Origin of the sequence: Brevundimonas sp. (assembly GCF_016742135.1) — a bacterium.
Lineage (GTDB): Bacteria > Pseudomonadota > Alphaproteobacteria > Caulobacterales > Caulobacteraceae > Brevundimonas.
Genome location: NZ_JACVCG010000003.1, coordinates 314,621 through 340,347, shown reverse-complemented (window position 1 = coordinate 340,347; position 25,727 = coordinate 314,621). Strand labels below are relative to the sequence as shown.

20 protein-coding genes and 1 riboswitch are annotated in these 25,727 nt (G+C 69.9%); of the genes, 12 read left to right on the top strand and 8 right to left on the bottom strand.

What is annotated here, in order from left to right:
- Positions 1–19 precede the first annotated feature (19 nt).
- Positions 20–1,834, bottom strand: coding sequence for a glutamine--fructose-6-phosphate transaminase (isomerizing) (glmS, locus tag IBJ06_RS08510; RefSeq protein WP_292159197.1), 1,815 nt, complete (start codon positions 1,832–1,834; stop codon positions 20–22).
- A gap of 195 nt (positions 1,835–2,029) precedes the next feature.
- Between glmS and glmM the strand changes: the two genes are divergently transcribed.
- A complete protein-coding gene (gene glmM / locus IBJ06_RS08505; protein WP_292159195.1) occupies positions 2,030–3,379 on the top strand; it encodes a phosphoglucosamine mutase in 1,350 nt (449 codons plus the stop codon).
- On the opposite strand, the gene IBJ06_RS08500 is transcribed toward glmM, so the two are convergent.
- From IBJ06_RS08500 to IBJ06_RS08490, 3 genes are read right to left on the bottom strand one after another with little or no spacing between them, the layout of a single operon-like run.
- Positions 3,376–4,656: a cystathionine gamma-synthase family protein gene (locus tag IBJ06_RS08500; protein WP_292159193.1), complete on the bottom strand. Its 1,281-nt coding sequence runs from the start codon at positions 4,654–4,656 to the stop codon at positions 3,376–3,378. The two genes, glmM and IBJ06_RS08500, sit on opposite strands and share 4 nt — an antisense overlap.
- A gap of 10 nt (positions 4,657–4,666) precedes the next feature.
- Positions 4,667–5,968, bottom strand: a complete 1,302-nt coding sequence (locus IBJ06_RS08495; protein WP_292159190.1) for an FAD/NAD(P)-binding protein — start codon at positions 5,966–5,968, stop codon at positions 4,667–4,669.
- Positions 5,969–6,013: 45 nt separating this feature from the next.
- On the bottom strand, positions 6,014–7,462 hold the full coding sequence (locus IBJ06_RS08490; protein ID WP_292159187.1) for a phosphomannomutase/phosphoglucomutase: 1,449 nt from the start codon (positions 7,460–7,462) through the stop codon (positions 6,014–6,016).
- Between the two features lie 140 nt (positions 7,463–7,602).
- Here IBJ06_RS08490 and gpmA point away from each other — a divergent pair, with 140 nt between their 5' ends.
- From gpmA to IBJ06_RS08460, 6 genes are read left to right on the top strand one after another with little or no spacing between them, the layout of a single operon-like run.
- Positions 7,603–8,328: a 2,3-diphosphoglycerate-dependent phosphoglycerate mutase gene (gene gpmA / locus IBJ06_RS08485; protein ID WP_292159185.1), complete on the top strand. Its 726-nt coding sequence runs from the start codon at positions 7,603–7,605 to the stop codon at positions 8,326–8,328.
- Positions 8,325–8,954 (top strand): bifunctional diaminohydroxyphosphoribosylaminopyrimidine deaminase/5-amino-6-(5-phosphoribosylamino)uracil reductase RibD, encoded by a 630-nt coding sequence (ribD, locus tag IBJ06_RS08480; RefSeq protein WP_292159184.1) that lies wholly within the window; start codon positions 8,325–8,327, stop codon positions 8,952–8,954. The genes gpmA and ribD overlap by 4 nt, the downstream gene beginning before the upstream one ends.
- Positions 8,955–9,002: 48 nt before the next feature.
- Positions 9,003–10,274 carry a pentapeptide repeat-containing protein gene (locus IBJ06_RS08475; RefSeq protein ID WP_292159182.1) on the top strand — a complete coding sequence of 424 codons (1,272 nt, stop codon included), beginning with the start codon at positions 9,003–9,005 and terminating at the stop codon, positions 10,272–10,274.
- Positions 10,271–11,500: a pentapeptide repeat-containing protein gene (locus IBJ06_RS08470; protein ID WP_292159180.1), complete on the top strand. Its 1,230-nt coding sequence runs from the start codon at positions 10,271–10,273 to the stop codon at positions 11,498–11,500. The genes IBJ06_RS08475 and IBJ06_RS08470 overlap by 4 nt, the downstream gene beginning before the upstream one ends.
- 60 nt (positions 11,501–11,560) lie before the next feature.
- Positions 11,561–12,220, top strand: coding sequence for a ribulose-phosphate 3-epimerase (gene rpe, locus IBJ06_RS08465; RefSeq protein WP_292159177.1), 660 nt, complete (start codon positions 11,561–11,563; stop codon positions 12,218–12,220).
- Positions 12,220–14,064, top strand: a complete 1,845-nt coding sequence (locus tag IBJ06_RS08460) for a heparinase II/III family protein (RefSeq protein ID WP_292159175.1) — start codon at positions 12,220–12,222, stop codon at positions 14,062–14,064. The genes rpe and IBJ06_RS08460 overlap by 1 nt, the downstream gene beginning before the upstream one ends.
- A 9-nt stretch (positions 14,065–14,073) precedes the next feature.
- On the opposite strand, the gene IBJ06_RS08455 is transcribed toward IBJ06_RS08460, so the two are convergent.
- Both IBJ06_RS08455 and IBJ06_RS08450 read right to left on the bottom strand, forming a co-directional pair.
- On the bottom strand, positions 14,074–14,469 hold the full coding sequence (locus IBJ06_RS08455; RefSeq protein ID WP_292159173.1) for a hypothetical protein: 396 nt from the start codon (positions 14,467–14,469) through the stop codon (positions 14,074–14,076).
- The gene (locus tag IBJ06_RS08450) at positions 14,469–14,813 is read right to left on the bottom strand and encodes a DUF883 domain-containing protein (protein ID WP_292159172.1); all 345 of its coding nucleotides are present in this window, start codon (positions 14,811–14,813) and stop codon (positions 14,469–14,471) included. Before IBJ06_RS08450 ends, IBJ06_RS08455 begins: the two co-directional genes overlap by 1 nt.
- A gap of 155 nt (positions 14,814–14,968) precedes the next feature.
- Between IBJ06_RS08450 and IBJ06_RS08445 the strand changes: the two genes are divergently transcribed.
- From IBJ06_RS08445 to IBJ06_RS08435, 3 genes are all read left to right on the top strand, one after another.
- Positions 14,969–15,634, top strand: coding sequence for a fumarylacetoacetate hydrolase family protein (locus IBJ06_RS08445; RefSeq protein WP_292159170.1), 666 nt, complete (start codon positions 14,969–14,971; stop codon positions 15,632–15,634).
- 7 nt (positions 15,635–15,641) lie between these two features.
- Complete coding sequence (maiA, locus tag IBJ06_RS08440; protein WP_292159168.1) at positions 15,642–16,274, top strand: maleylacetoacetate isomerase; 633 nt, start codon at positions 15,642–15,644, stop codon at positions 16,272–16,274.
- 89 nt (positions 16,275–16,363) lie between these two features.
- Positions 16,364–17,281, top strand: coding sequence for an aldo/keto reductase (locus IBJ06_RS08435; RefSeq protein WP_292159166.1), 918 nt, complete (start codon positions 16,364–16,366; stop codon positions 17,279–17,281).
- On the opposite strand, the gene IBJ06_RS08430 is transcribed toward IBJ06_RS08435, so the two are convergent.
- Positions 17,265–19,115, bottom strand: a complete 1,851-nt coding sequence (locus tag IBJ06_RS08430; RefSeq protein ID WP_292159164.1) for a TonB-dependent receptor — start codon at positions 19,113–19,115, stop codon at positions 17,265–17,267. The genes IBJ06_RS08435 and IBJ06_RS08430 overlap by 17 nt on opposite strands.
- A gap of 171 nt (positions 19,116–19,286) precedes the next feature.
- A riboswitch (cobalamin riboswitch) is annotated at positions 19,287–19,438 on the bottom strand.
- Between the two features lie 87 nt (positions 19,439–19,525).
- Here IBJ06_RS08430 and mutS point away from each other — a divergent pair.
- Positions 19,526–22,252, top strand: a complete 2,727-nt coding sequence (gene mutS, locus IBJ06_RS08425; RefSeq protein ID WP_292159163.1) for a DNA mismatch repair protein MutS — start codon at positions 19,526–19,528, stop codon at positions 22,250–22,252.
- Between the two features lie 5 nt (positions 22,253–22,257).
- Positions 22,258–25,071: a [protein-PII] uridylyltransferase gene (glnD, locus tag IBJ06_RS08420; RefSeq protein ID WP_292159161.1), complete on the top strand. Its 2,814-nt coding sequence runs from the start codon at positions 22,258–22,260 to the stop codon at positions 25,069–25,071.
- Here glnD and rph read toward each other — a convergent pair.
- Positions 24,980–25,696, bottom strand: coding sequence for a ribonuclease PH (gene rph / locus IBJ06_RS08415; RefSeq protein ID WP_292159159.1), 717 nt, complete (start codon positions 25,694–25,696; stop codon positions 24,980–24,982). The genes glnD and rph overlap by 92 nt on opposite strands.
- Between the last annotated feature and the right edge of the window lie 31 nt (positions 25,697–25,727).

Here is a 25,727-nt window from a genome sequence, read left to right as displayed (position 1 = left end):
GGACGGCTCCTGGACGGGATCATTCAACCGTGACGGACTTGGCAAGGTTCCGGGGCTGGTCGACGTCGGTGCCCTTATGGACGGCGGTGAAATAGGCCAGCATCTGGACCGGGATGGCATAGACCAGCGGCGCGATCAGCGGATGACAGTCCGGTGCCTCGATGCGGGTGATGCCGGTGCCGTGCGGCGTGGGGGCCTTGAGCGGCGCGACCATGACCACCGGGCCGCCGCGCGCGGCCACCTCCTGAAGGTTGGAGGCGGTCTTCTCGAACATCTCGTCCAGGGGGGCGAGGGCGACGGTGGGGGTTTCCTCGTCGATCAGGGCGATGGGGCCGTGCTTGAGCTCGCCGGCGGCATAGCCCTCGGCGTGGATATAGCTGATTTCCTTGAGCTTGAGCGCGCCTTCCATGGCCAGGGGGAACATGGGGCCACGACCGAGGAACAGCACGTCGGTGGCGCGGGACAGCTCGTGGGCCACCTCGCGCATGCGGTCTTCCATCTGCAGCGCCTCGGCGATCAGGCGCGGCGATTCGAACAGGGCCTGGACCAGCCGGGCCTCCTCGTCTGCGCCGATCCGGCCGCGCGCGACACCGGCGGTGACGGCCAGCGCCAGCAGGGCGGCGACCTGGGCGGTGAAGGCCTTGGTCGAGGCGACGCCGATCTCGGGACCGGCATGGGTGGGCCACAGGTACCGGGCCTCCCGCGCCATGGACGAGGTGTGCACATTGACGAGCGCCGCCGTCGGCAGGCCCAGACCCTTGCACCAGGTCAGGCAGGCCAGGGTGTCGGCGGTCTCGCCCGACTGGCTGACGGCCACGGCGAGGGTGTCGGGCATCAGGGCCGGCGAGCGATAGCGGAACTCGGACGCGATCTCGACGTCGCAGGGCAGGCCGGCCAGTTTTTCAAAGGCATAGCGGCCGATCTGGGCGGCATAGAAGGCGGTGCCGCAGGCCACGACCTGGATCCGGGTGATCGCCTTGAAATCGACGTCCTGCTTCAGGGCCCGGCCGTTGACGAAATCCAGATAGGCCGAGAGCGTGCGCTGGACGCTGTCGGGCTGTTCGTGGATCTCCTTTTCCATGAAGTGGCGGTATTCGCCCTTCTCGACCTGGGCGGCGGAAGCGGAGACGGTGACCACCGGGCGCTCCACCGGGGCCCCATCGACGTCGAACATGCGCGCGCCGGTACGGTCGAGGGCCACATAGTCCCCCTCTTCCAGATAGCTGATCTTCTGGGTGAAGGGGCCGACGGCCAGGGCGTCGGAGCCCAGATACATTTCGCCCTCGCCCCAGCCGACGACCAGCGGGCTGCCACGCCGCGCGCCCAGGATCATGCCGTCCTCGCCCTCGATCAGCACGGCCAGGGCATAGGCACCCGTCAGCCGGTCCAGCACGGATTTGAAGGCGACCACAGGGTCATTGCCGTCCGAGAGGGCACGGTCCAGGAGGTGGGCCACGACCTCGGTGTCGGTCTGGCTCTCGAAGGTGTTGCCGAACGCCTCGAGTTCGGCCTTGAGGTCAGCGAAATTTTCGATGATGCCGTTGTGGACCAGGGTCACGCGGCCCGCCTTGTGCGGGTGGGCGTTCACCGTCGTGGGCGCTCCGTGAGTGGCCCAGCGGGTATGGCCGATGCCGACGGTGGAGGACAGGGGCTCGGCGTGGAGCACGGCCTCGAGCGCCGCGATCTTGCCCTTGGCCCGGCGACGCTCGATACGCCCGTCGACCAGGGCGGCGACGCCCGCCGAGTCATAGCCGCGATACTCCAGCCGCTTCAGGCTTTCGATCAGCCGGGGCACGGCCGGACCGGTGCCGGTGACGCCAATGATGCCGCACATAGGTTCGTCCCCTATCCAGGATCGTCAGAAAACCATGGCTTTACGCACGGCCCTGTGACGGTCTAAGCCCACTCCGCCCTCGGGGGGCGGCTCCCCCCTAGGCCAGGATGACGGGGCCTGACATCTAAATTGCGGTTTCGCAAGGTTTCTGTCTCTGATGTCACAACGCCGGGGGGCCAGGAGTGAGGGATATTCATGGCTGAGAGACGCTATTTCGGAACCGACGGAATCCGCGGGCGGGCCAACACCCACCCGATGACGCCGGAGGTCGCGCTCAGGGTCGGGCTGGCCGCCGGACGGATGTTCATGTCCGAGGACGACCGGCGCCACACGGTGGTGATCGGCAAGGACACCCGCCTGTCGGGCTATATGATCGAGCCCGCCCTGGTCGCCGGTTTCGCCAGCGCCGGCATGGATGTGATCACCTTTGGCCCCCTGCCGACGCCGGGCGTGGCCATGATGACCCGGTCGATGCGCGCCGATCTGGGCGTGATGATCTCGGCCTCGCACAACGGCTTCATGGACAACGGGATCAAGCTGTTCGGGCCGGACGGCTACAAGCTGTCGGACTCGGTCGAGCTGAAGATCGAGGCGATGATGGACGCCGATCTGAATGTGGACCTGGCGCCTGCCGACCAGCTGGGACGGGTGCGACGGATCGACGACAGCCAGGCGCGCTATATCGAGGTGGCCAAGGCGACCTTCCCCAAGGCGTTGAGCCTGAAGGGGCTGAGGGTGGTGATCGACTGCGCCAACGGGGCCGGATACCGGGTCGCGCCCACGACGCTGTACGAGCTGGGCGCCGAAGTCTTCCCGCTGGGGGTCGAGCCGAACGGACTGAACATCAACGCGGATTGCGGCTCGACCTATCCGCAGGCGCTCAGCGCCGCCGTCAACCTGCACCGGGCCGACATCGGCATTGCCTTGGATGGGGACGCCGACCGGGTGATCATCTGCGACGAGAAGGGCCAGGTCGTGGACGGCGACCAGATCATGGCCCTTGTGGCGCGGGACTGGGCCGGCCAGGGGCTGCTGATGGGCGGCGGGGTGGTCGCCACCGTCATGTCCAATCTGGGGCTGGAGCGCGCCCTGCTGGCGGACGGCCTGACGCTGGAGCGGACAAAGGTCGGCGACCGCTATGTCATGGAGCGGATGCGCGAGGGCGGCTTCAACCTGGGCGGTGAGCAGTCGGGCCATATCATCCTGCGCGATCATGCAACCACCGGTGACGGCCTGATCTCGGCGTTGCAGGTGCTGGCCGTGCTGGTCAAGAGCGGCCGCAGGATGAGCGATCTGGCCCGCCAGTTCGATCCGGTGCCGCAGATCCTCGAGAACGTCCGCTATGCTGCCGGCAAGCCGATGGAGGCGGCCAGCGTCAAGGCCGCCATCGCCGAGGGCGAGGTGCGACTGAAGGGTCAGGGCCGGGTTCTGGTGCGCAAGTCCGGCACGGAGAAGCTGATCCGCGTCATGGCCGAGGGCGACGACGAGGCGCTGGTCCGGTCGGTCGTGGACGACATCTGCGCGGCGGTGAAGGCCGCAGGCTAGACCGCAGCGAGGGCCTGTTCGAGGTCGACCCACAGGTCCTCGACGTTTTCGACGCCGACCGACAGGCGGATCAGGTCATCGCCGATGCCGCAGCGGACCTTGGCCTCGGTCGAATAGTCCGAATGGGTCATACTGGACGGGTGTGAGGCCAGGCTTTCCGAGCCGCCGAGACTGACCGCCAGCTTGAACAACCTCAGGGCATTCAGCATGCGGAAAGCCTCGGCCTCGCCTCCGTTCACGCGGATGGAGAAGGTCGAGCCGGGGCCCTGACACTGGGCCTCGAAGATGGCGCGCTGCTCGCCCGCGCCGCCCCCGGCGACGAGCACATCGGCGACCTTGTCATGCAGGCGCAGGCGCTCGGCCAGAATGCGGGCATTGTCCTGGGACCGCTCCATGCGCAGATGCAGGGTTTCCAGACTGCGGCTGAGTAGCCAGGCCGTATGGGGATCGGTCGCCGTGCCACAGATGGTGCGCATCTCGGCAATGCGGGCCATCACGTCCGCAGTGCCCAGACACCCCCCCGCGATCAGGTCGGAGTGGCCGCCGACATATTTGGTCAGGGAGTAGAGCGACAGGTCGGCGCCCAGTTCCAGCGGGCGCTGCCACAGCGGGCCAAGGAAGGTGTTGTCGACCGCGACGATGGGGCGCTCGGCCTGATCCAGCGCCCTGGCCTCGGCCACGGCGGCAGCGATGTCCACGACCTGATTGGTCGGATTGGACGGGGTTTCCAGATAGACGACGGCCAGACGTCCGCCCCCTTCGGCTGCCTGGGCCGCCGCATCGCGAATGGCCTGTTTCAGGACCTCGGTGCCACCCATGGCCAGCACCTGGACCACCTTGACGCCATAGCGGGGCAGGATGCGGTCGAACAGATATTCGGTGCCGCCATAGGCCGGAGCGGCATAGAGGACCGTGTCACCCGGGCGCGTCAGGGCCAGCATGGCCGTGGAGATGGCCGCCATGCCGCTGGAGAAGACCAGCGCCCGGTCGGCCTTGTCCCAGACGGCCAGCCGGTCCTCGAGGATTTCGAGATTGGGGTTGTTGATCCGTGAATAGATCAGGCCCAGCGCCTCGTCCGGCTCCCTTTCGCGCAGGCCATAGGCGACCTCGAAGAAGCGTTTGCCGTCCTCGGCGGACTTGAAGACGAAGGTCGAGGCCTGGAACAGGGGCGCCTTGATCGCCCCCTCGGACAGGGCGGGGTCATAGCCGAAGCCCATCATCAGGGTTTCAGGCGCGAGATCGCGCCCGCCGAGGGTGCGGGACTTGTGGTGGGTCATGAGGTACTCCTTACTCAGCCAATGCCTCCGCCAGGGCCTCGATCCGCTTGCGGATGTCGGGGACGGCGACGGTTTCCCAGAAGGTGGCGCGGGCGGGGGGCCCGAGCACCATGAGGGTGGGGTCGGGGGTGCCATCGGCCCCGAGCACCCGGCCCGCCTCATCCAGATCAAGGCCCAGACCGAGCGGATCCAGCCGGGCGCGACCCGACGCCAGCAGTGGCGCGGTCAGGGGATCGCGAGCGGGGTCGTGGCCCGGGCCGGAGCAGTCGATGACCCGGTCGGCCAGGACGGTGCAGGGCACGATCCGGCCCTTTGGATCGAAGGTGACGGCGACCTTGTCACCCTCGGGCACAATCGCCCGGATGCGGGCGGCAGAGAGGGTCAGGCGGTCAGCGGCGATCAGGGCATCGAGGCGGGCGGCGATGCCGGGGGCGATGCGGTGACGGTGCACGTCCCACCAAGGGCGCAGGTGGCGCACCCAACGGGCGCGCGTCGGCACGTCGGCGGCGCGCCAGATCTGGTCGGTGAGGGGGCGCAGCCCCTCCATGACGCCCCGCCAGTCGCCGGCGCGGACGGCCATGCGGGCCGCCTTCAATCGGGCCGAAGCCGGGCCATCCAGCAGTTGCGGATCCGGCGGGATCGCCCCATCCGGGCGCTCTCCGTGTGCGCGGGGTCGAAGGCCACGGCGGGACAGGGCCAGCATCTTTCCCCGCCAGCCCCGGTCGTCCAGCCACAGGGCCATGTCCACCATGGTCAGGCCGGTGCCGATGACCAGCACCAGATCGTCCGACCCGATCGCCGCCAGCGCTCCCTCCGCCCACGGATCGGACAGGATGCGTGGGTCGCCGGACGCGGTCCTCGGCGGGGGGTTGCCGGTGGCCAGAACCACGGCGCGACCGGAGATGCGGCGGCCATCGCCCAGCACAACATCCGTCCCTTCGATCGACGCGGCGCGCGCGTGGAGGCGGGTGATCAGGCCGGGGTGCTCGGTCTCGACCGCCCTCAGCCGGTCCTGAACATAGAGGCCATAGAGCCTGCGGGGCGCGAAGCCTTCGGGATCGGCGCGGTCAGTGTGGTTGCGGCCCAGCCAGTCGACGAAGTCGTCCGGGCGGCCCTCGACCGCGCTCATCCGGTTGGCGCGCACATTCAGCAGATGACCGTCGAAGAGAGTGGCATAGGCGACGCCAAGGCCGAAATCCCCGCCCGCATCGATCAGGGTCGAGGTTACGCCCCGTTCGGCCAGACGCGCGGCCGCCATGGCGCCGGAAAATCCGCCGCCGATGATGACGATCTGGTCGCTTGAGCTGGTCACCCGTCCTCCCGGTCGAGGGCCTAATGGACCGCTGCGCCGATGCGGTCAAACTTCCTGATTGTAGTCCCCGACTTCGGGATAGGCGGCCAGTCGCGGCTTTACCTCCTCATGGAAAAGCCCCCGCATGTCGGCCTCTGACGTCAGGCTTTCGACCACCACGACCAGTTCCGGCTTGTTGGACGAGGCGCGAACCAGAAGCCAGCCGCCGTCCTCCAGCTCGACCCGGATGCCGTTGACGGTGACCAGATCGCGGATACGGCGACCGAGAATGGTGCCGCCCGCCTCGGCGAGCGCGCGATAGGCTTCGCTGACCCGGTCGACCACGGTGTATTTCTGCGTGTCCGGACAATGGGCGCTCATGGTCAGGGAGGTGAAGGCGGGCGGAAGGTCCGCTTCCAGTTCCGACAGGCGGCGCCCACCCGCCCGGTCCAGCAGGCGCAGGATTTCGCGCGCGAACACAAGGGCGTCGTCATAGCCCCGGCCCAGCGGCGGGGCGAAGAAGACGTGACCGGACTTTTCAAAGCCGACGAGGGCGCGCTCGGCCGCGACCGCCCGCTTCATATGGCTGTGGCCCGTCATGCCATAGACGACGCGTGCCCCGGCCTCCGCCAGCACAGGATCGGTCCGGTAGAGGCCGGTCGACTTCACATCGACGACGAAGGTCGCCCCCGGATGGGCGGCGACCAGATCGCGGGCCAGCATCAGCCCCATGCGGTCGGCGAAGATCTCGTGCCCCCGATCGTCGACCACGCCACACCGGTCGCCGTCGCCGTCAAAGCCGAGGGCCAGATCGGCCCCCGTCTCGCGCACCCGCTCGGCCATGGCGTCCAGCATGACGCGGTCTTCGGGGTTGGGATTATAGCGGGGGAAGGACCAGTCGAGGTCGGTGTCCATTTCGATCACCTCGGCCCCCATGCGGCGCAGGGCCTCGGGCACGAAGGCCCCCGCCGTGCCGTTGCCGCAGGCGGCGACCACCCGGATGGGCCGGGACAGCCCGGGACCTGACGCGACCTCGACCTGGTAGCGGTTGGCAAAATCCTGAACCGTGACGACGCGCCCGCCGGTGCGCTCGATCCGTCCGCCCTCCAGCGCCCGAGCCTTGAGCCGTGCCATCTCATCCGGGCCGAAGGTGAAGGGCGGATGGGCCCCCATTTTCACCCCCGTCCAGCCGTTTTCGTTGTGGCTGGCGGTGACCATGGCGACGGCGGGAACGCCCAGCGCCTCGCGGGCAAAATAGGCCATGGGGGTCAGACACAGGCCGATGTCGTGGACCTCGGCCCCGCCGGCGACCAGACCCCGGATCAGGGCGGCCTTCACGTCTTCGGAATAGCTGCGGTAGTCGTGCCCGGTGACCAGTCGCGGGCTGCCCAGCTCGTGCAGAAGCGTGGCCAGCGCCAGCCCCAGGGTCTCGACGCCCTGCAGGTCCAGATCGGGGCCCAGAACCCAACGGGCGTCGTATTCGCGAAAGCCGGTCGGAGCGATCAGGCCGGGCATCAGACACCTCTGGGCAGCAGGGAACAGCGGAGGGCTATAGGAGAAAAGGGGCGGGCCGATCAAACGCCCCATGCCCCCAGCCCGGCTTGACCCCTGCCCGGGGGACGCCTAGGCGAAAACCCTGTCATCCGGAGATCTGCATGCCCCGCCTCGTCCTTCTGCGTCACGGCCAGAGCCAGTGGAACCTCGAGAACCGCTTCACCGGCTGGGTCGATGTCGATCTGACCGATCAGGGCGAGGCCGAGGCGAGGAAGGGCGGCGCGCTGATCGCGGAGGCCGGCTTTGCCCCCGCCGTCATGTTCACCTCGGTGCTGAAGCGGGCCCGGCGGACCGGGGATCTGGCGCTGGCTGCGGCGGGCCTCAAGGACGTGCCGATCGTGCGCGACTGGCACCTGAACGAGCGGCACTATGGCGGGCTGACGGGCCTCAACAAGGCCGAAACCACCGAAAAGCACGGTGAGGACCAGGTCCGCATCTGGCGACGCAGCTATGATGTGCCGCCGCCGCCGATGGAGGCCGATCATGCGCACAGCTTTGCCGGGGACCCCCTGTATGAGGGCCAGACCATCCCCGACACCGAAAGTCTGAAGACCACGCTGGACCGGGTGCTGCCCTATTGGGATGCCGAGATCGCGCCGCGCCTTTCGGCCGGAGAGGATGTGCTGATCGTCGCTCACGGCAATTCGCTGCGGGCCATCGTCAAGCACCTGTTCGCCGTGCCGGACGACAAGATCGTCGGCGTCGAGATTCCGACCGGCAATCCGCTGGAGATCGATCTGGACAGCGATCTGGTGCCGACATCCGCCAGATACCTGGACACAGGCCGTGCCGCAGACCTTCCGCCGCTGCCGGAGACGCAGGCGTGAGCGCGCCCGCCGACGATGCCCGCCACATGGCCCGCGCCATAGAGCTGGCGCTCGCGCGGATGGGCGAGACCTGGCCCAATCCGGCGGTCGGCTGTGTGCTGGTGAACGGGGGAGAGGTGGTCGCCGAGGCCGCCACGGCCAGGGGCGGTCGCCCCCACGCCGAGGAACAGGCCGTTCCCGCCGCCGGCGACAGGGCGAAGGGCGCCACCGCCTATGTGACGCTGGAGCCGTGCGGCGCGCGGTCGTCCGGCCGCAAGTCGTGCGCCCACTTCCTGGCCGAGGCCGGGGTGACGCGGGTGGTGATCGCAGCCCTCGATCCCTCGCCGTTCGCTTCGGGCCGGGGGACGGAGCGGCTGCGCCAGGCGGGGCTGGAGGTCGAGACCGGCCTGATGGCCGAGGAGGCCATGGCGCTGTGCGAAGGCTTTCTGCACCGGCTGGAGACCGGCCGGCCGCTGGTCCGGATCAGCGAAACGGGCGAGGGCTTTGATGCCCGTTTCACCGCCTCGCCGCGTGCTGATCTGATGGCCGAGCTGAACCGCCTGGGCGAGGCCGGCTATACGCGGCTGTGGGTCTCGGCCGGGGAGCTGGCCGACAGTCTGAGGGAGCAGGGCCTGCTAAAGGTCTGAGGCCGGACGGCAAACCTTCCTTAAGCGTAATCGTGTCAGCCTGCGGCCATGGCCCAGGCTGCTGAACCTGTCGCACGGCGACGGCTGACCCAGAGCGAGGTGGACGCGATCTGCGCCCGCCACGATCGCCTGTGGCAGGCCCGGCTCGGCGGGGCGCGGGCGGTGTTCGCCTGGATGGACCTGAGCGGGCTGGACCTGAAGGGCCGCAATCTGGCCGATGCCGATTTTTCCGCGGCCGATCTGACGGGCTGTGACCTGTCGGGGGCCCGTCTGGACAATGCCACCTTTTTCGGCGCCGACATGCAGGATGTGGTCCTGGCCGAAGCGTCCATGCGGCGCGCGGACCTGCGCGGGGCCTGTCTGCGGGGGGCCGATCTGACCGGGGCCGACCTGTTCGAGGCCGACCTGCGGGAAGGGACCATCGCCGCCGCCGATGCCCGGATGGGCTTTCGCGTGATCGAGGCACGCGCCCGTCATGAGACCCAGGCCAATGGCGCCTGCCTGGCCGGCGCCAATCTGGAGCGGTCGCGCCTGACCGGAGTGGTCGCGGTCGCCGCCGACTTTACTGATGCGGTGATGAAGGACTGCCGGCTGGTGCGGGCCAATCTGAAGCAGGCGAGCTTCAAGGGCGCGGACCTGGCCGGAGCGGACCTGTCCGGCGCGGACCTGTCCGGGGCCGATCTGCGCGATGCGGTGCTGGTCGGGGTCAAATCGCAATCCTGGCGCACGGACGGCGCACGGATGGACGGCGCCCTGACCGATGATCGCTCTTCGGGCGATCCGGTCTCGCGCCTGCCGGCCGCCGACATGCTGCGCGCGCATGCCCTGTGGTGCGAGACCGGCGGGGTGGAGGGCAAGCCCTCGGTCTTCGACAGCGTCGACCTGAGGTCCCTGAAGTCGATCCGGGGCCTGAACCTGACGGCGCTGTCTGCGCGCGGGGCGATCTTCTACGGCCTCGACATGGAGGGGGTGCAGATGCAGGGGGCCCATCTGGAGGGGGCCGATCTGCGGGCCTGCAATCTCAGAGGCGCCGATCTGCGCGGGGCGCGGCTGGCCGGAGCGCGCCTGAACGGGGCGGACCTGCGTCAGGCCCAGCTGGGGCCGCTGCTCCTGTCCGCAGAGCGTATTCTTCCCGCAGATCTGACCGGCGCCATCCTGCGCGGGGCGGACCTGTCGGGCGCGGACCTCAGAAACGGTCGGCTGGCCGGGGCCGATCTCAGCCGGGCGCGCCTGCACGGGTGCCAGATGCGGCTGACCGATCTGTCCGGGGCGGTCCTGGCCGGGGCCCTGGGCCTGAATGCCGAAGGAATGCCTGCATGAGCTTTACGCGCCGCGCCCTCGGACAGGGGGATGTCGATCTGCTGATCATGGCCCATGAGCGCTTCGTCGAAGGCCGCGCGGGCGGGCGGCGGCTGGCGCTGAAATTCATGGCGCTGGACGGGCTGGATCTGACGGGACGCAACCTCGAGGAGGCGGATTTCACCGGCTGTTCGCTGCGCGGGACCCGTCTGTCAGGCGCGCGGCTGAACCGGGCCGTCCTGTTTTGCTGCGATATGCGCGAGGCCGACCTGAGCAGCGCCCAGCTTGTGCGGGCCGATCTGCGGGGCGCCTGTCTGCGCGGCGCGGATCTGGCGCGGGCGGACCTGACCCAGGCGGATTTCCGCGAAGGGGTGATCGCCGTCCCGCACGCGACCAAGGGCCTGTCCTCGGTCAAGCACGAGACCCATCAGGGCAATGCCGACGGGGCAAGCTTCAGCGGTGCCACGCTGAACGGCGCGACGCTGGAAGGCTTCAGTGCCTTCAAGGTCGACTTTACCGATTGCGCCATGAAGGACACCCGCCTGACGCGCGCCAACCTCAAGGATGCCGACCTGTCGGGGGCCATGATGGAAGGGGCCGACATCGGGGGGGCCAATCTGTCGGGAGCCCGCATGATCGGGGCGGTCCTGACCCATGTCGCCCTGGATACGGCCCGCATGGAACGGACCGACATGACCGGCTGTCTTCGCGAGCCGACGCTGGAGGCCATCGCCGGGGCCGATGCCCTGCTGGAACAGGCACTGGATGCCAATGCCTGGGCCGAAAGCGGCGGGGTTCTGGGCGCGCCGGCCAATTTCGACGGCAAGGATCTTCGCCCCCTTGGGGACCGCCTGAAAGGGCTGAAGCTGCCCGCTCTAAACGCCAGGGGGGCCTGTCTGGTCGGGATGGATCTGTCGGGCATGGCCCTGCAGGGCGCCAATCTGGAAGGTGCGGATCTGCGCGGCTGCAACCTGAGGGGCGCGGATCTGCGCGGTGCCAGGATGATGCGGGTCCTTCTCAGCCACGCCGATCTGGACGGGGCCCTTCTGTCCAGCCTGCCCCTTGGGGGAGGCCGGTCGATGCCGACCAACCTGAGCGAAGCGGGCCTCAGATACGCCCGTCTGGTGGCGACCGATTTCACCGGGGCCGTGATGGACCGGGCCGATCTGACCGGGGCCCGCATGGAGGATGCCGTGCTGAGCGACATCCAGCGCGCCAGCCTGGCGACCCGCCGCGCCGCCGCCTGAAGCGCCGCAGGTCATGCCCGGGGTCTTGCTCCGGAGAGGGGGGCGGCCTATCCCGGGGCCATGAGCGCGCCGCTGATCTGTCCATCCATACTGGCCTCAGACTTTGCCCGGCTGGGCGAAGAGGTCGCCGCCCTTGAGGCCGCCGGGGCCGATTGGGTGCATGTCGATGTCATGGACGGCCATTTCGTGCCCAATCTGACGATTGGCCCGGATGTGGTGAAGGCGCTCCGCCCCCACACCCGCCTGCCGTTCGACGTGCATCTGATGGTGGCCCCGGTCGATCCCTGGCTGGAAGCCTATCGCCACGCCGGGGCCGATGTGTTGAGTGTTCACCCGGAATCCGGACCGCATCTGCACCGGACTCTCGGACGCATCCGGGATCTGGGAGCCCGGGCGGGGGTGGTGCTGAACCCGGGCACGCCCGTCGCCATCCTCGACGAGGTCATGGATCTGGTCGATCTGGTGCTGATCATGTCGGTCAATCCCGGCTTTGGCGGCCAGAAATTCATCCCGGCCGCGCTAGACAAGATCGCGCGGGTCCGCCAGCGGCTGGATGCCGCCGGATCGAAGGCGACCCTGCAGGTCGATGGCGGGGTGACGGCTGACAACGCCGCCGATTGTGTGGCGGCCGGGGCCGATGCCCTGGTGGCGGGCACGGCCGTGTTTCGAGGTGGGCCGTCCGCCTATGCCGACAATATCGCCGCGCTGAAGGGTCGCTGATGGCGGGGATCGGCCCGTTCGCCAAACCCGAGGCCTCGGTCCCCGAAGGCCAGATTCCCGGCCTGCGGGGTGCCCCGCCCCGCACACCGGTCAGGCCATCCGGCGCGCGGCCCGGGGTGCGGGTGTGGCCGCTGGTGATGGGTCGCCTGATGACCCGCCAGATCTGGATCGAGCTGTACGGCCTGCCCGGCTACGGCCAGACCCTGAAAGGCAGGCCGTGGGGGCTGAAACCGTCCGCCTTTGCCGCCACGCCCCGGGACTTTCGGCCACTCGAGGCCCCCGGGGCCGGCAAGCCCATCCTGCAGGGGCGCTTCACCCTGGCGGGGATCAGTCTGGATGTGCCCGCCCCTCTGGATCCCTGGGATCGGCCCAGTCCGTCGCGCGGCTTTGCCGAGGCCCTGCACGGTTTCGACTGGCTGCCCGCCCTGATGCAGGAGGGTGAGGCCGGCGCGCGCGAGGCGCTGCGGCTGACGCTGGGCTGGGGTCGGGTGTTTCACCGGTGGGCCCCCTTTGCCTGGGACCCGGACCGGATGGCCCGGCGGCTGCTGCATCTGGCGCCGGCCCTCAGGCGCATGGGGGCCGTGGCCGACGACCCGCAGCGGGGCCAGCTGGCCGTTCTGGTCGCCCGGCAGGCTCGCCAGCTGTTGCGCCCGCCGGGACCGGCGGCGGGGGCGGCCACACGGGCCGTGGCTGTCGCGGTCACCGGATGCGCCCTGGCCGGTCCGTCGGGCGCGCGCCTGCGCAAACGGGGTCTGAAGCGGCTGTCCCGGGCCCTGCCGCGCACGCTGCGTCCCGACGGGGCGCACATGTCCCGAAGCCCCGAGGCGGGGCTGGAGCTGTTGTTCGATCTCCTGATGCTCAAGGACGGGCTGGCGCAATTGTCCGAGCCGGTGCCGGAGGGTGTGGACGCCGCGCTTCAGAAACTGGCGGTCGCGACCCGGTCGCTGACGATGCCCGACGGGCGTCTGCCGGGGGTCCACGGGGGCGGGGTTTCGACCCCCGCGCGGGTGTCCGCCGCCCTCGCGGCCGCGGGACTGGAGCCGATCCCCGACGGCGCCGCCGCCCAGACGCAGCCGCCGGTTGGGGGGCTGGCCCGGATGCGCAGTCCGCTTCTCAGCCTCATGATCGACGTCGAGGCGCCGCCGCGCGGGGCCTGGACCGAGGCGGCATGCGCCCAGCCGCTGGCGCTGGAGATCGTCTGTGGGCGGGACCGTCTGATCACCGGCTGTGGCTGGACGCCGCGCGCCCATGAACGCCAGGGACTGAGGCTGACGCCCGGTCATTCGACCCTGACGCTCAGCGAGACCTCGCTGGGTGAGCCTCTGGGAGGCTGGCAGGCGGAGCTACTGGGGCCGCGTCTGCTGACCCGGCCCTATGGGGTGCGCCACGAGGCGCGGCAGGGGGACGGGGCCCTGTGGCTGGAAGCCCAGCACGACGGCTGGGCGCCGCTGACGGGCCTCGCTCACCAGCGCCGCCTGTATCTGGATCAACGGCTGGACGAGTTGCGCGCCGAGGAGCGGCTGTTTCCGGCCGACCATGCGCCCAGTCCGCCGCCGGTGCTGGCCGCCCCCTATGCCGTCCGGTTTCAGCTGGAGCCCGGCGTGCAGGCGTCCTTGGCGCGGGACCGCCGCTCGATACTGTTGCGCGGCCATTCCGGCCGGGGCTGGTGGTTCCGCACGGACGGGCCGGACGTGGCGATCGAGCCCTCGGTGCACAGCGTCGACGGCCAGACGCGACGTGCGCTGCAGATCGTGGTGCGGGGCTCGGCCCGCACGGACGCCGAAACGCGCATCCGCTGGAAGTTGAACCCTGCGGGCGCGTCTGGCGATCCTGTGGTCGATTAGGGCGCGACCTCAGCGGTGACGCGAAGTGCGGCTCTTTTCCGTGAAGGCCGCCGCCACCATGGTGGCCAGCGCCGGATTGCGCAGGAAGATGAATCCGCCCGCCAGGGTCGCGACCGAGGCCAGGATGGGGCGGTTGCGGAACAGCTGGAAGGCACGGCCCGCCAGCCCGTCGCTGAGCGAGCCGTCATCCTCATCGACGACATCGGCCTTCTTCAGGAAGACCATGACCACGGCCAGGGCCGCCAGGGCGAACAGCAGGAATGTCACGGCGGCCGCGGCCAGCGGCACGATGACGAGGGACAGGGCAAAGAACACCACTGCCCCGAAACACAGCACGGCAACGAAGGCGGCGGCGGCCGCCACCGCGACGGCGACGGCCTTTTTGACGAGTCCGCGTCCCAGCATCAGTGGCGGCGACCGGCGATGAGCATGCCGATCACGACGCCGATCCCAAGGGCGATGCCGGTCGACTGCATCGGGCGTTCCTGCACCCGCTCGACCAGATAGCGCTGGGCCTCGTCGAAGCGCTCGGCGGCATCGTCATAATATTCGCGGCCGCGCACGCGGGCCTGCTCATAATAGGCCTCGGCCTGGGTGCGGACCTCGTCGGCCTTTTCGCGCAGACGGGCCTCGGCGGCCTCGGCGCGCGCGCGCAGGCGCTCGCCTTCCTCGCGGGCCCCCACCTTGAGGTCTTCCTTGAGGGTTTTCAGGTCGTTCTTGATGTCTTCGCGAGCCTTGGTGGTGGCCATGGTGACGCTCCCGGTCTGTAAGCTTGACGATAGTATGAGATATAAGGAGGCAACGCCACCGACGCCAGCGGGTTCCCGCATTGCAGCATGAAACGGGGTCATGTGGGGGCTCAAACGCGTTGCGGAGGTCAGACCGCGGGCCTAAGCGTGACGTCATGACCCAGTGGCTGATCCCTCCGCCCGAGATCCCGTCCTTGCCGGTTGTCGGCGAGCGCCGCCGCTATGGCGTGCGCCGCATACTGTGCGTGGGCCAGAACTATGCCGATCATGCGCGCGAGATGGGGGCCGATCCGGCCCGTCCAGCCCCCTTCTTCTTCTCCAAGCCGGCCATGGCGCTGGTGACCGACGGGGACGACCCGGCCTTTCCCTCCCTGACCGGAAACCTCCACCATGAGGTCGAGCTGGTGCTGGCGCTCGGCGAGGGGGCCGAAATCCTGGGCTGGGCGGTCGGATGCGACCTGACCCGTCGCGATCTGCAGGCCGAGGCCAAGGCGAAGGGCCGCCCCTGGGATGCCGCCAAGGGATTTGATCAGTCAGCGCCGTGCGGGGCCCTGACCCTCGGGTCCGGGCCGGAGCCGTCCTCGGCCATCCGGCTGGCCGTCAATGGTGAGCAGAGGCAATCGGCGCGCCTGTCCGACATGATCTGGGCGCCCCATGAGATCGTGGAACAGGCCGCGCGCCTGTGGGATCTCGGCCCGGGCGACCTGATCTTTACCGGCACGCCGGCCGGGGTCGGGCCGGTTCAGACCGGCGACGGCGTCGAGGCTGTGATAGAAGGCCTTTCGCCCCTGTCCTTCATCCTGGGGCCGCCCCGGAGCTGAGGTTTTCATGATCCTGCATGGCTATTTCCGGTCGGGCACCAGCTACCGGACCCGCATTGCCCTGAACCTCAAGGGGCTCAGCTATGAGACGCGCGGCATCGACCTGCGAACGGGGGCGCAGACGTCAGACGCCTATCTGGCGCTGAACCCGCAGGGGCTGGTCCCGGCGCTGGAAACGACCGGGGGCGTGCTGACCCAGAGCCCGGCCATTCTGGAATGGCTGGAAGAGCGCCACCCCCGGCCACCGCTGCTGCCGGACACGGCCCAGGACCGGGCAACGGTGCGCGCCATGGCGGCCATCATCGGCTGCGACATTCACCCGCTCAATAATCTGAGGGTGCTGAAGGCCCTGCGCAGCCAGTTCGAGGCGGACCAGACGGCGGTGGATGCCTGGGCCGGGCGCTGGATCGCGGCGGGCTTTGAGGCCCTGGAGACACTGGTGGAGCGGCACGGGCGGGGCTGGAGCTTTGGCGACACGCCCGGTCTGGCCGACTGCTATCTGATCCCGCAGATCTATTCGGCGCGCCGGTTCAATGTGCCGCTGGAGGCCTTTCCGCGCCTGCTGGCGATCGAGACGGTAGCCGCCGGACACCCCGCCTTCATCGCCGCCCATCCGGACCGCCAGCCGGACGCTGACTGACCGGAAAACACCGTGAGGTAAGGTTCTGGCAAACTCTCGGTGAGGCGACCTTAAGCATTGGGCGTCAGGATCGTCCGGTGAGTTCAGAAATGTCCGCCCTTCCCGCCGCCCAGCTGGCGCTCGCCGTGGTTCCCGCCCCCCCGCGCGAGGCCGTGGGCAGCGCTGTGGGTGGGGCGTTGTCGCGCGAGGCCGGTCTGGCCCAGTTGCTGCAGACCGCCGCCGACGGGGGCATTCGCCGGATTCTGACGCGGCCGGAGGGCGATGACGAGCGCAGCCTGTGCCAGGCCTGGCCCTTCCCCTCCCCGTTTCAGGTATCGGTGACCACGCTGGACGCCGGAGAAGGCCCCGACCGGATCGAGGCCCGGGCCCGTCGGTCGCTGGAGCGTCTGGGCCTGCCGCGCGGCGATGTGCTGCTGGTGCGGGACGTTCGCGATCTGGCCGGAGCCGAGGGCCGGACCCTGTGGGAGCGTCTGATCGCCCTGAAGGATCGTGGCCTGTTCCGGCGCATCGGCATTCGCACCCGGCTGGAGGACAGCCCGGTGCTGGTGGCCCGGCGGTTCCAGCCCGATCTGATCCAGCTGCCGCTCAATATTCTGGACCAGCGCGCGCGTCGCGACGGGGTGCTGGCGGCGCTCGCCGAACAGGGTGTGGCGGTGCAGCTGGCCTCGGTGCTGGCCAATGGCCTGCTGTTTTCCGGATCCGACGAAATGATCGGGGCCTCGGCCGCCGACATCGTGTTGTTGTCACGCCTTCGCAGACGTCTGGCCGAGGCGCGTCTGGACCCCATGCAGGCGGCGCTGGCCTATGCCGCCGACAGCCTGACCGGCATGGCCGAGGGCTCGAGCCTTCTGGCCTGTGTCACTTCGGCGGCCGAAACCCGCGCCTTGCTGGCGGCCGTCAATGCGCCCCGCCCCACCCTGGACTGGACGACGTTCGACCAGGGCGGACGGCTGGCGGCGACCGGCGATACGGCCGCCGCCTTTTCCGGCGTCAGTAGCGCAGCCTGACGCCCAGGGCGACGGTGCGCCCCGGCTCGCCATAGCCCAGCAATGACTGCCAGCGTTCGTCTGACAGATTGTCGACCCGGGCGGTCAGCTCGACCTGATCCGTCAGGGTGTAGCCGAGGTGCAGATCGGCGGTGACAAAGCCCTCACGCGTGCCGCCTGAGTCCGGCATGTCGCCCTCGGCCCGGACAGTCAGGCGTCCGCTCAGCCGCTTGCCGCTGTAGCCGAGACCGACCGTGCCGGAGTGCTTGGGCACCCGCAGCAGGGGGGATCCGTCGCTCTCGTCGCGGGCATCCGTCCAGGCATAGCCGAGGCTGAGATCAAACCCGGCCCCCAGCACGAGCTGGCTCTCCAGTTCGACACCATCGGTCCTGGTGCGGTCCAGATTGATATAGACGCTGTCGAAGGTCAGCGGGTCGAAGCGGTAGATGATCTGGTCCTCGATCGTCAGGCGATAGACTGTCACCCGCCCGGTGAGGCCGCCCCCGGGGCTCTGCCAGCCCAGCGCCAGCTCGGCCCCCTCGGCGTGTTCGGGCCGCAGGGTCGGGAAGGGATCGGCGGAGAAGCAGAAGTCACAGACCGACTGGCTGACGGTCGGAGCCTTGAACCCCGTGCCGACGGCGCCGGACAGGCCGAACCCTGCGCCGAGATCGACATGGGCGGTCAGCCGGCCCGTGGTCGCGGTGCCGAAGTCATCGGTGTCGTCATGGCGAAGCGCCGCGCCGACCGTCACCCGCGAGGTCAGGGGGACCAGGACGGTGCCGTAGACGGAACTGGTGCCCAGATCATCGGACAGGCCGCTGTCGAGATTGGCGGATTCGGTGCGACGCTCCAGCCCTGCGGCCCAGCTGAGGCGGCCCTCGCCGCCCGTGCCGTCCATGTCCCAGCGCCAGACCTGGCGGTCAGCGTCGAACCGGTTTGAATAGGCCGACCGGGTCTCGCGCTCGATATCCGAGGCGGCCAGCGTCAGGCGGTGGTGCACCCCGCCGGTCTGGACGCTCAGCCGCCCATGACCCGACCAGCTCTCGCTTTTCGACACATCGTCGGTGTCGCCCAGCACAAAGGCGGGGGCGGGATAGCCGTCGATCGCGACGCGGCTCCTGGTCCAGCGCAGGCCGCCGTCCAGCTCGACTCCGGCGCGCGGGATGATCCGGCCCTTGAGGCCCGCCGTCAGGGTCTCAAACCCGTCATCCTCGGTGCCGGCGGCGGCGGCCGAGACCCCGTCGGTGCGGAAGCCGGCGACGCTGAGCCCCAGCGCCCCCCGCTCTCCGGCCCGGCCCACGGACAGCGCGCCGCGCCGGGTGTTCAGGGAGCCTGCCTCGAGATCCGCGCGGAAGCCGCTGGTCTCGCGCGTGGTCAGGGCCACGACCCCACCGATGGCATCCGAGCCCCACAGCGAGGACTGGGGGCCCGACAGGACCTCCATCTGCGCAATGTCCGCAAGGCTGAGGCTGGAGAAGTCATAGGCCCCGTTGATCTCGGCCGGATCATTGACCGGCACGCCGTCGATCAGCACCAGGGTCTTGCCGGGGCTGGCCCCGCGCAGACGCAGCTGGGTCAGGCCGCCGAACGGTCCGGTGCGGGCCAGCGCCGCGCCCGGCACCTCGGCCAGCAGGTCGGCGGCAAAGATCGCGCCGCGCGCCTCGATATCCGCCTCGGTGAACACGCGGGCACCGGGGGTCTCGGTGACCGGCCGGGGCAGGCGGGTGGCGGTGACGATCACCTCCTCCAGCCGGATCGGATCGCCGGGATCGCCGGGGTCGCCGGGGTCGGGCACATGGGCAAGGGCGGGTGTGCTCACGCACAGGCACAGCACCGCAAGCGATGCCGTCGTCATCAGAGGTCTCATCGGACAGTCTCCGTCAGCCCGGCGGCAGCGCGCGACGGGCACAGGGATGCGACCGATCCCGGCCCCCGTGAGGGGAGCCGGCGCTGGGATCGGGTCGCTTCGACGGAAGTCCCGCGCCCCTGTCTGGTCCCGGACAGAAGACGAGCGACGTCGGCGGCCAGGTCTCCTGGCTTGCGGATCAACAGCCACCGCCCTCGCCTTCCCGAACCGTTCGAAAACCGCTCAGTGACGCCGGGATTGCTCCCGGACCGGACGACGGCCTGGCCGCCTACAGTTGCGGGCACAGCCGCGGTTTTGGACCGCGTTCCCTTAACCGCCTGCCCCGCTTGTCGCAGCGACGGCCCGGGCGTGCAAGACGCTTGAGGCGGAGCGCGCGATCCGTCACCCTGTGGCGAAGCATGAACCGTCCGCTTGACCCACCCCCCGTCGCCGAACATCCGGTGCGCTCGACAGAAGGCGCGACGCCGGTCATGGCCCAATTCCTCGAGGCCAAGGCCGCCCAGCCGGATGCCCTGCTGTTCTTTCGCATGGGCGATTTCTACGAGCTGTTCTTTGAGGATGCCGAGGTGGCGGCGGCGGCGCTGGGGCTGGCCCTGACCAGGCGGGGCAAGCATCTGGGCGAGGACATCGCCATGGCGGGGGTGCCCGCGCACGCCATGGAAGGCTATCTGGCCCGGCTGATCCGGCAGGGGCACCGGGTGGCCATCTGTGACCAGACCGAGGACCCGGCCGAGGCGAAGAAACGCGGGTCGAAGGCTGTGGTCCGGCGCGAGATCGTGCGGGTCGTCACGCCCGGGACCCTGACGGAGGACAGTCTGCTGGATGCGCGCGGGGCCAACCGGCTGGTGGCCGTGACCCTGCGCAGCGGCCGGGCCGCGGTGGCCGCCGTCGAACTGTCGTCCGGCGCGGTGGAGACCGCCGTCTGTGATGCCCGCGATCTGGCCTCGACCCTCGTCGCCTTTGCCCCGTCCGAAATTCTGGTGCCCGACCGGCTGTTCGGCGATGCCGATCTGGATCAGGCGCTGGCCACCGCCGATGCTCCCGTTCAGCCGCTGGCGCAGGCGCTGGCCGAGCCCAGGGCCGCCGCCGAACGGGTCGCGCGCCTGTATGGGGTGGCGACGCTGGATGCCTTTGGCACCTTTGAGCCGGTCGAGATTTCGGCGCTGGGCCTGATCGCCGCCTATCTGGAGACCACGCAGGTGGGGGCCGTGCCGGTGCTGTCGCCGCCGCGCCGCTCGGCCGAGGGTCAGCATCTGGCCATCGATCCGGCCACCCGGCTGAGTCTCGAGATCGACCGGACCCAGAGGGGCGAGCGGGCAGGTTCGCTGCTGGATACGCTGGACCGCACCGTAACGGCTGGTGGTGCCCGGGCGCTGGCCGAACGGCTGGCCCGGCCGGGGCGTGACCCGGACCGCATCAACCGGGCGCTGGATGCCGTCGGCTGGCTGGTCGAGCACCGCAGTCTGAGAGGCGAGGTGCGCGACCTGCTGAAGGGGTCGTCGGATACGGCCCGCGCCCTGACCCGGCTGGTTCTGGGACGCGGCGGGCCGCGCGATCTGGCGGCGATCCGGGCCGGGACGCGGACAGCCCAGGCACTGACCGCCCTGTTCGCTCGCCGGTCAGACCGGCTGGACCCGACCCTGCCCCATGATCTGGAGCGGGCGCTGGCGGCTCTGACGCCGGATGCGGCGCTTCAGGCCCTGCTGGCCGAGCTGGAAGAGGGACTGGTCGAGGACCCGCCGCATCTGGCGCGCGACGGCGGTCTGGTGCGAGCCGGTCACCGCCCCGAGCTGGATCAGGCGCGGACACTGCGCGACGACAGCCGCCGGGTGATCGCCGAACTGGAGGCCCGCGCCGTGGCCGACAGCGGCATCCCCTTCAAGGTCCGCCACAACGCCGTGCTGGGCTATTTCCTCGAGGTCACCGCCAAACAGGCCGAGCCGCTGATGCAGCGGGGCGCCGAAAGCCCCTTCATCCATCGCCAGACCCTGGCCAATCAGGTGCGGTTCACCACTGTCGAACTGTCCGATCTGGATGCCCGCATTACCCAGGCCGGGCACCGGGTGACGGCCATGGAGGTCGAGGCCTTCGAAGGCTGGCGCGTTCGGGTGCGCGAACTGGCCGCCTCCGTTCAGGCGCTGGCCGATGCGCTGGGCTGGCTGGATGCCACAGCGGCCCTGGCCGAATGGGCCGAGGAGGTCGGCGCGGTCCGGCCCGAGGTCGATGACGGGCTGGAACTGTGCATCGAGGGCGGCCGCCACCCGGTCGTCGAGGCGGCGGTTCGCGCCGAGGGCAAGCCCTATACGCCCAATGACTGCCGGCTGGACGGGACGGGCGCCGGGGGGTGTCCGCGTCTGGCGCTGGTCACCGGGCCCAATATGGCGGGCAAGTCGACCTTCCTGAGACAGGCCGCCCTTCTGGTGGTTCTGGCCCAGTCCGGGGCGTTCGTGCCGGCGCGCGCCATGCGGCTGGGTGTGGTCGATCGCCTGTTCAGCCGGGTGGGCGCGGGAGACGATCTGGCCCGGGGCCGGTCGACCTTCATGACCGAAATGGTCGAGACCGCCGCCATCCTCAATCAGGCCACCGACCGCAGCTTTGTCGTGCTGGACGAGATCGGGCGGGGCACGGCCACCTATGACGGGCTGGCCATTGCCTGGGCGGTGACCGAGGCCCTGCACGAGGCCAACCGCTGTCGCGCCCTGTTCGCCACCCACTATCACGAGCTGGCGCAGCTGGAGGGGCGGCTGGACCATCTGGCCAATCTGTCGCTCCGGGCCCGCGAGTGGAACGGCGATCTGGTGTTCCTGCACGAGGCGGTCGCGGGCCCGGCGGACCGCAGCTATGGCGTGCAGGTGGCGAAGCTTGCCGGTGTGCCACCCGGCGTGGTCGCGCGCGCCCGGGCCGTCCTGGACCAGCTGGAGGCGACCGGCGAGGCCGACCGCCGCCTGGATGACCTGCCTCTGTTCGCCATGGCCGAGCCCCCGGCCCCTGCGCCGGTCGCCCCGCCCGCCGTCGTGGAGGCGCTGTCGGAGTTGGAGCCCGATGACCTGACCCCCCGCGAGGCGCTGGAGGCGCTTTATCGCCTGAAGGCTCTGTCGCGCGGCACCGGTCCGGCTCGGCGCTGATCGGGATGGCACCCGACCTGGACCCCGACGCCCTAGCCGCCCTTCAGGCCGCGGCCGGGGCTGCCAATCCGCGCGCGGCCCTGACCCCGATCCTTGCCGAGATCCTGTCGAACGGACGGGCGAAGGCAGCCCAGCGTCTGGTGCAGGGCGCGGGCGGGGTCGAGGTGGCGCGCCTCTATGCCCGGGCGGCAGACCGGATGGTTCAGGCCCTGGGGTGGGTCGCGACCGACCATCTGTTTCCCGCCCCCAATCCCACCGATGCCGAACGTCTGGCCCTGCTGGCCGTCGGGGGGTATGGCCGGGGCGTTCTGGCACCCCACTCGGACCTCGACCTGATGTTCCTCAGGCCCTGGAAGTCCACCTCGCGCACCGAGCAGGTCACCGAGTTCGTCCTTTATGTGCTGTGGGATCTCGGGCTGAAGATCGGCAGCTCGGCGCGGTCGATGGACGAGGCCCTGTCGGTCGGCAAGGCGGACATGACGGTGCGCACCGCCCTGCTGGAAGCCCGTCCGCTGGCCGGAGATGCGGGTCTGGCCGAAACCTTCCTGACCCGGTTTCGCCAGCAGGTGGAAAAGGCCGATGCCCGCCCCTTCATCGCCGCCAAACTGGCCGAGCGGGAGGCGCGGCATCAGAAGGTCGGTGCCGTGCGGTATCGCGTCGAGCCCAACGTCAAGGACGGCAAGGGGGGGCTGCGCGATCTCAACTGCCTGTTCTGGATCGCCCGGGGGCTGGCACCCGAGAGCCCGCTGGGCGAGGCGGCGCTGGAGGACCTGCTGACCCGGCGCGAGCGGCGGCTGTTCGCTGAAGCCTTCGACTTCCTGTGGCAGGTGCGGATCCACATGCACCGTATCGCGGACCGGCCGGTCGAGGCCTTGACCTTTGACCTTCAGCCCGAGGTCGCGCGGCGCATGGGCTGGCGCGGACGCGGGGATGAGCCCGCCGTGGAACGGTTCATGCGGCGATACTTCCTCGTTGCACGGGATGTCGGGGCCCTGACCCGCGCCATGAGTGCCCAGCTGGAGGCCCGCCAGCAGAAGAAGGCGGGCGGTCTGGTGCGGGGCCTGTCCGCCCTGTGGCCCGGGCGCGGCAAGCCACTGGAGACGCCCGGGTTTCTGATCGACAGGGGGCGGCTGAGCGTCACCGGCCCCGAGGTGTTCGACGAGGACCCCGTGCGGCTGCTGACCCTGTTCGTCGAGGCCGACCGGCTGGATCTGGACCTGCACCCCGACGCCTTTGCCGCCGTGACCCGGTCCCTGCCCCGGGTGAGCCCGCGCCTGCGCCGCGACCCTGCGGCCAGCCGCGCCTTTCTGACGGTGCTGGCCCATGGCCAGAGGCCTTACCGGGTCCTCAGCATCATGAACGAGACGGGACTGCTGGGACGATTCCTGCCCGAATGGGGGCGGATCGTCGGCCAGACCCAGTTCAACATGTACCACGCCTATACGGTCGATGAGCACACCCTGCAGGCCGTCGGCATCCTCAATGACATCAAGCGGGGCAAGCTGAAGGATGACCATCCCTTGGCTTCGGAGATCATCCACCGGATCACCGACCCTGAGGTCCTGATGCTGGCCATGCTGCTGCATGATGTCGGCAAGGGCGGTGACCGGGGGCAGTTGGAGGACGGGGCGATCGCCGCCCGGCGGGCGTGCGAGCGGCTGGGCATCGACAGCCGCCGGATCGAACTGGTCAGCTGGCTGGTGCGCCATCATCTGGCCCTGTCGGATTTCGCCCAGAAGCGCGACGTGACCGATCCCGACACGGTCAGGGCGTGCGCCGATCTGGTCGGCGATCCCGAGCGGCTGCGCATGCTGCTGGTGCTGACCGGTGCCGATATCCGCGCGGTGGGACCCGGCGTCTGGAACAATTGGAAAGGCCAGCTTCTGCGCGACCTGTATCGGCGGGTTCTGGCCGTGTTCAAGGGCGAGCAACTCGACGAACCCGATCCGCTGGCAGCCTATCCCGAATTGGTGGCGCGCGCCCGCGAGACCGGGGCTGCCGCCGATGTGCTGGTCGACTGGGCCGCCGATCCGGCAGCGGAGCGACACCCCCGCGCGGTCGGGCGGGCCACGACCCGGGTGGCGGTTGCCGCCGCCGACCGTCCCGGCCTTTTTGCGGCCCTGGCGCAGGCCCTGTCGCGGGCCGGAGCGGATATCGTCGGGGCGCGGGTCGTTACGGCTCCCGAGGGCCTGGCGCTGGATGTATTCGAAGTGCAGGACGGCGCGGGCCTGCCCTATGGCCAGGCCGAGCCCCGCAGGCTGGAGCGCCTCATCCGGACGCTGGAGGCCGCCGCCCGCGCCGTGCCGGAGGGGACACCTGACATCCCGGAAGACGAAACCGTGATGACCGCCGTCAGCGCGAGGCGGGCGGCCTTTGACGTCAGGCCCGTGGTGATGATCGACACCGCCGCCGCAAGCCATGCGGTCGTCATCGAGGTCTCGGGCGCCGACCGGCCGGGCCTGCTGGCCGAGCTGGCCACCGCCATCGCCGCCGAAGGCCTGTCGCTGCGGTCGGCCCACATCGCCAATTTCGGCGAGCGGGCGGTCGATGCCTTCTACGTCACCGATGCCGCGGGCCGGAAGCCGACCCGACGGGCGAAACTGGACCGGCTGGCGGCGACCCTGGAGGCCGTTCTGGACCGGGCCCGCCTGCCCGATCCATCACCGGGTCAGCGCCCCATTACCCCGGTGCGGGCCAGTATGCGTGATGTCTCGGACCTCGGCACATTCAGCGCCCGACCGCCTGACGCTGCAAGGCGAACAGCGTTTCGCAGCCGCCGTGCGCGAGCGCGAACAGACGATCAAACTCCGCGCGGCTGAAGCCCCGCCTTTCGCCGGTCGCCTGGATTTCGACGATGCCGCCCGACCCGGTCAGGACGAAGTTGGAATCGGCCTCGGCGCTGGAATCCTCTTCGTAGTCGAGGTCGAGAACCGGGGTGTCGTTGAACACGCCACACGAGATGGCCGCCACCTGATCGGTCAGGGGGTCGGTTTTCAGCACCCCTTCCTCGCGCAGATAGTCGAGCGCCGAGGCGAGCGCGACCCAGGCCCCCGTGATGGCCGCCGTGCGGGTGCCGCCGTCGGCCTGGATGACGTCGCAGTCCAGGGTCACCTGACGCTCACCGAGCGCCTTGAGGTCGACGACAGCGCGAAGGCTGCGGCCGATCAGCCGCTGGATTTCCTGGGTCCGGCCTGATTGTTTGCCCGAGGCGGCCTCACGCCGGCCGCGGGTGTGAGTGGCGCGCGGCAGCATGCCGTATTCCGCCGTCACCCAGCCCTGACCCTTGCCGCGCAGCCACGGCGGCAGGTGCTCCTCGACCGAGGCGGTGACCAGCACCTTCGTCTGGCCGAACGCCACCAGACATGAGCCTTCGGCATAGCGATTGACTCCGGTTTCGAGAGTCACGGGGCGAAGCTGGTCGGGCGAACGATCGGACGGGCGCATGAAGGCTCTTTTGCATATTGGATGGGGTCGC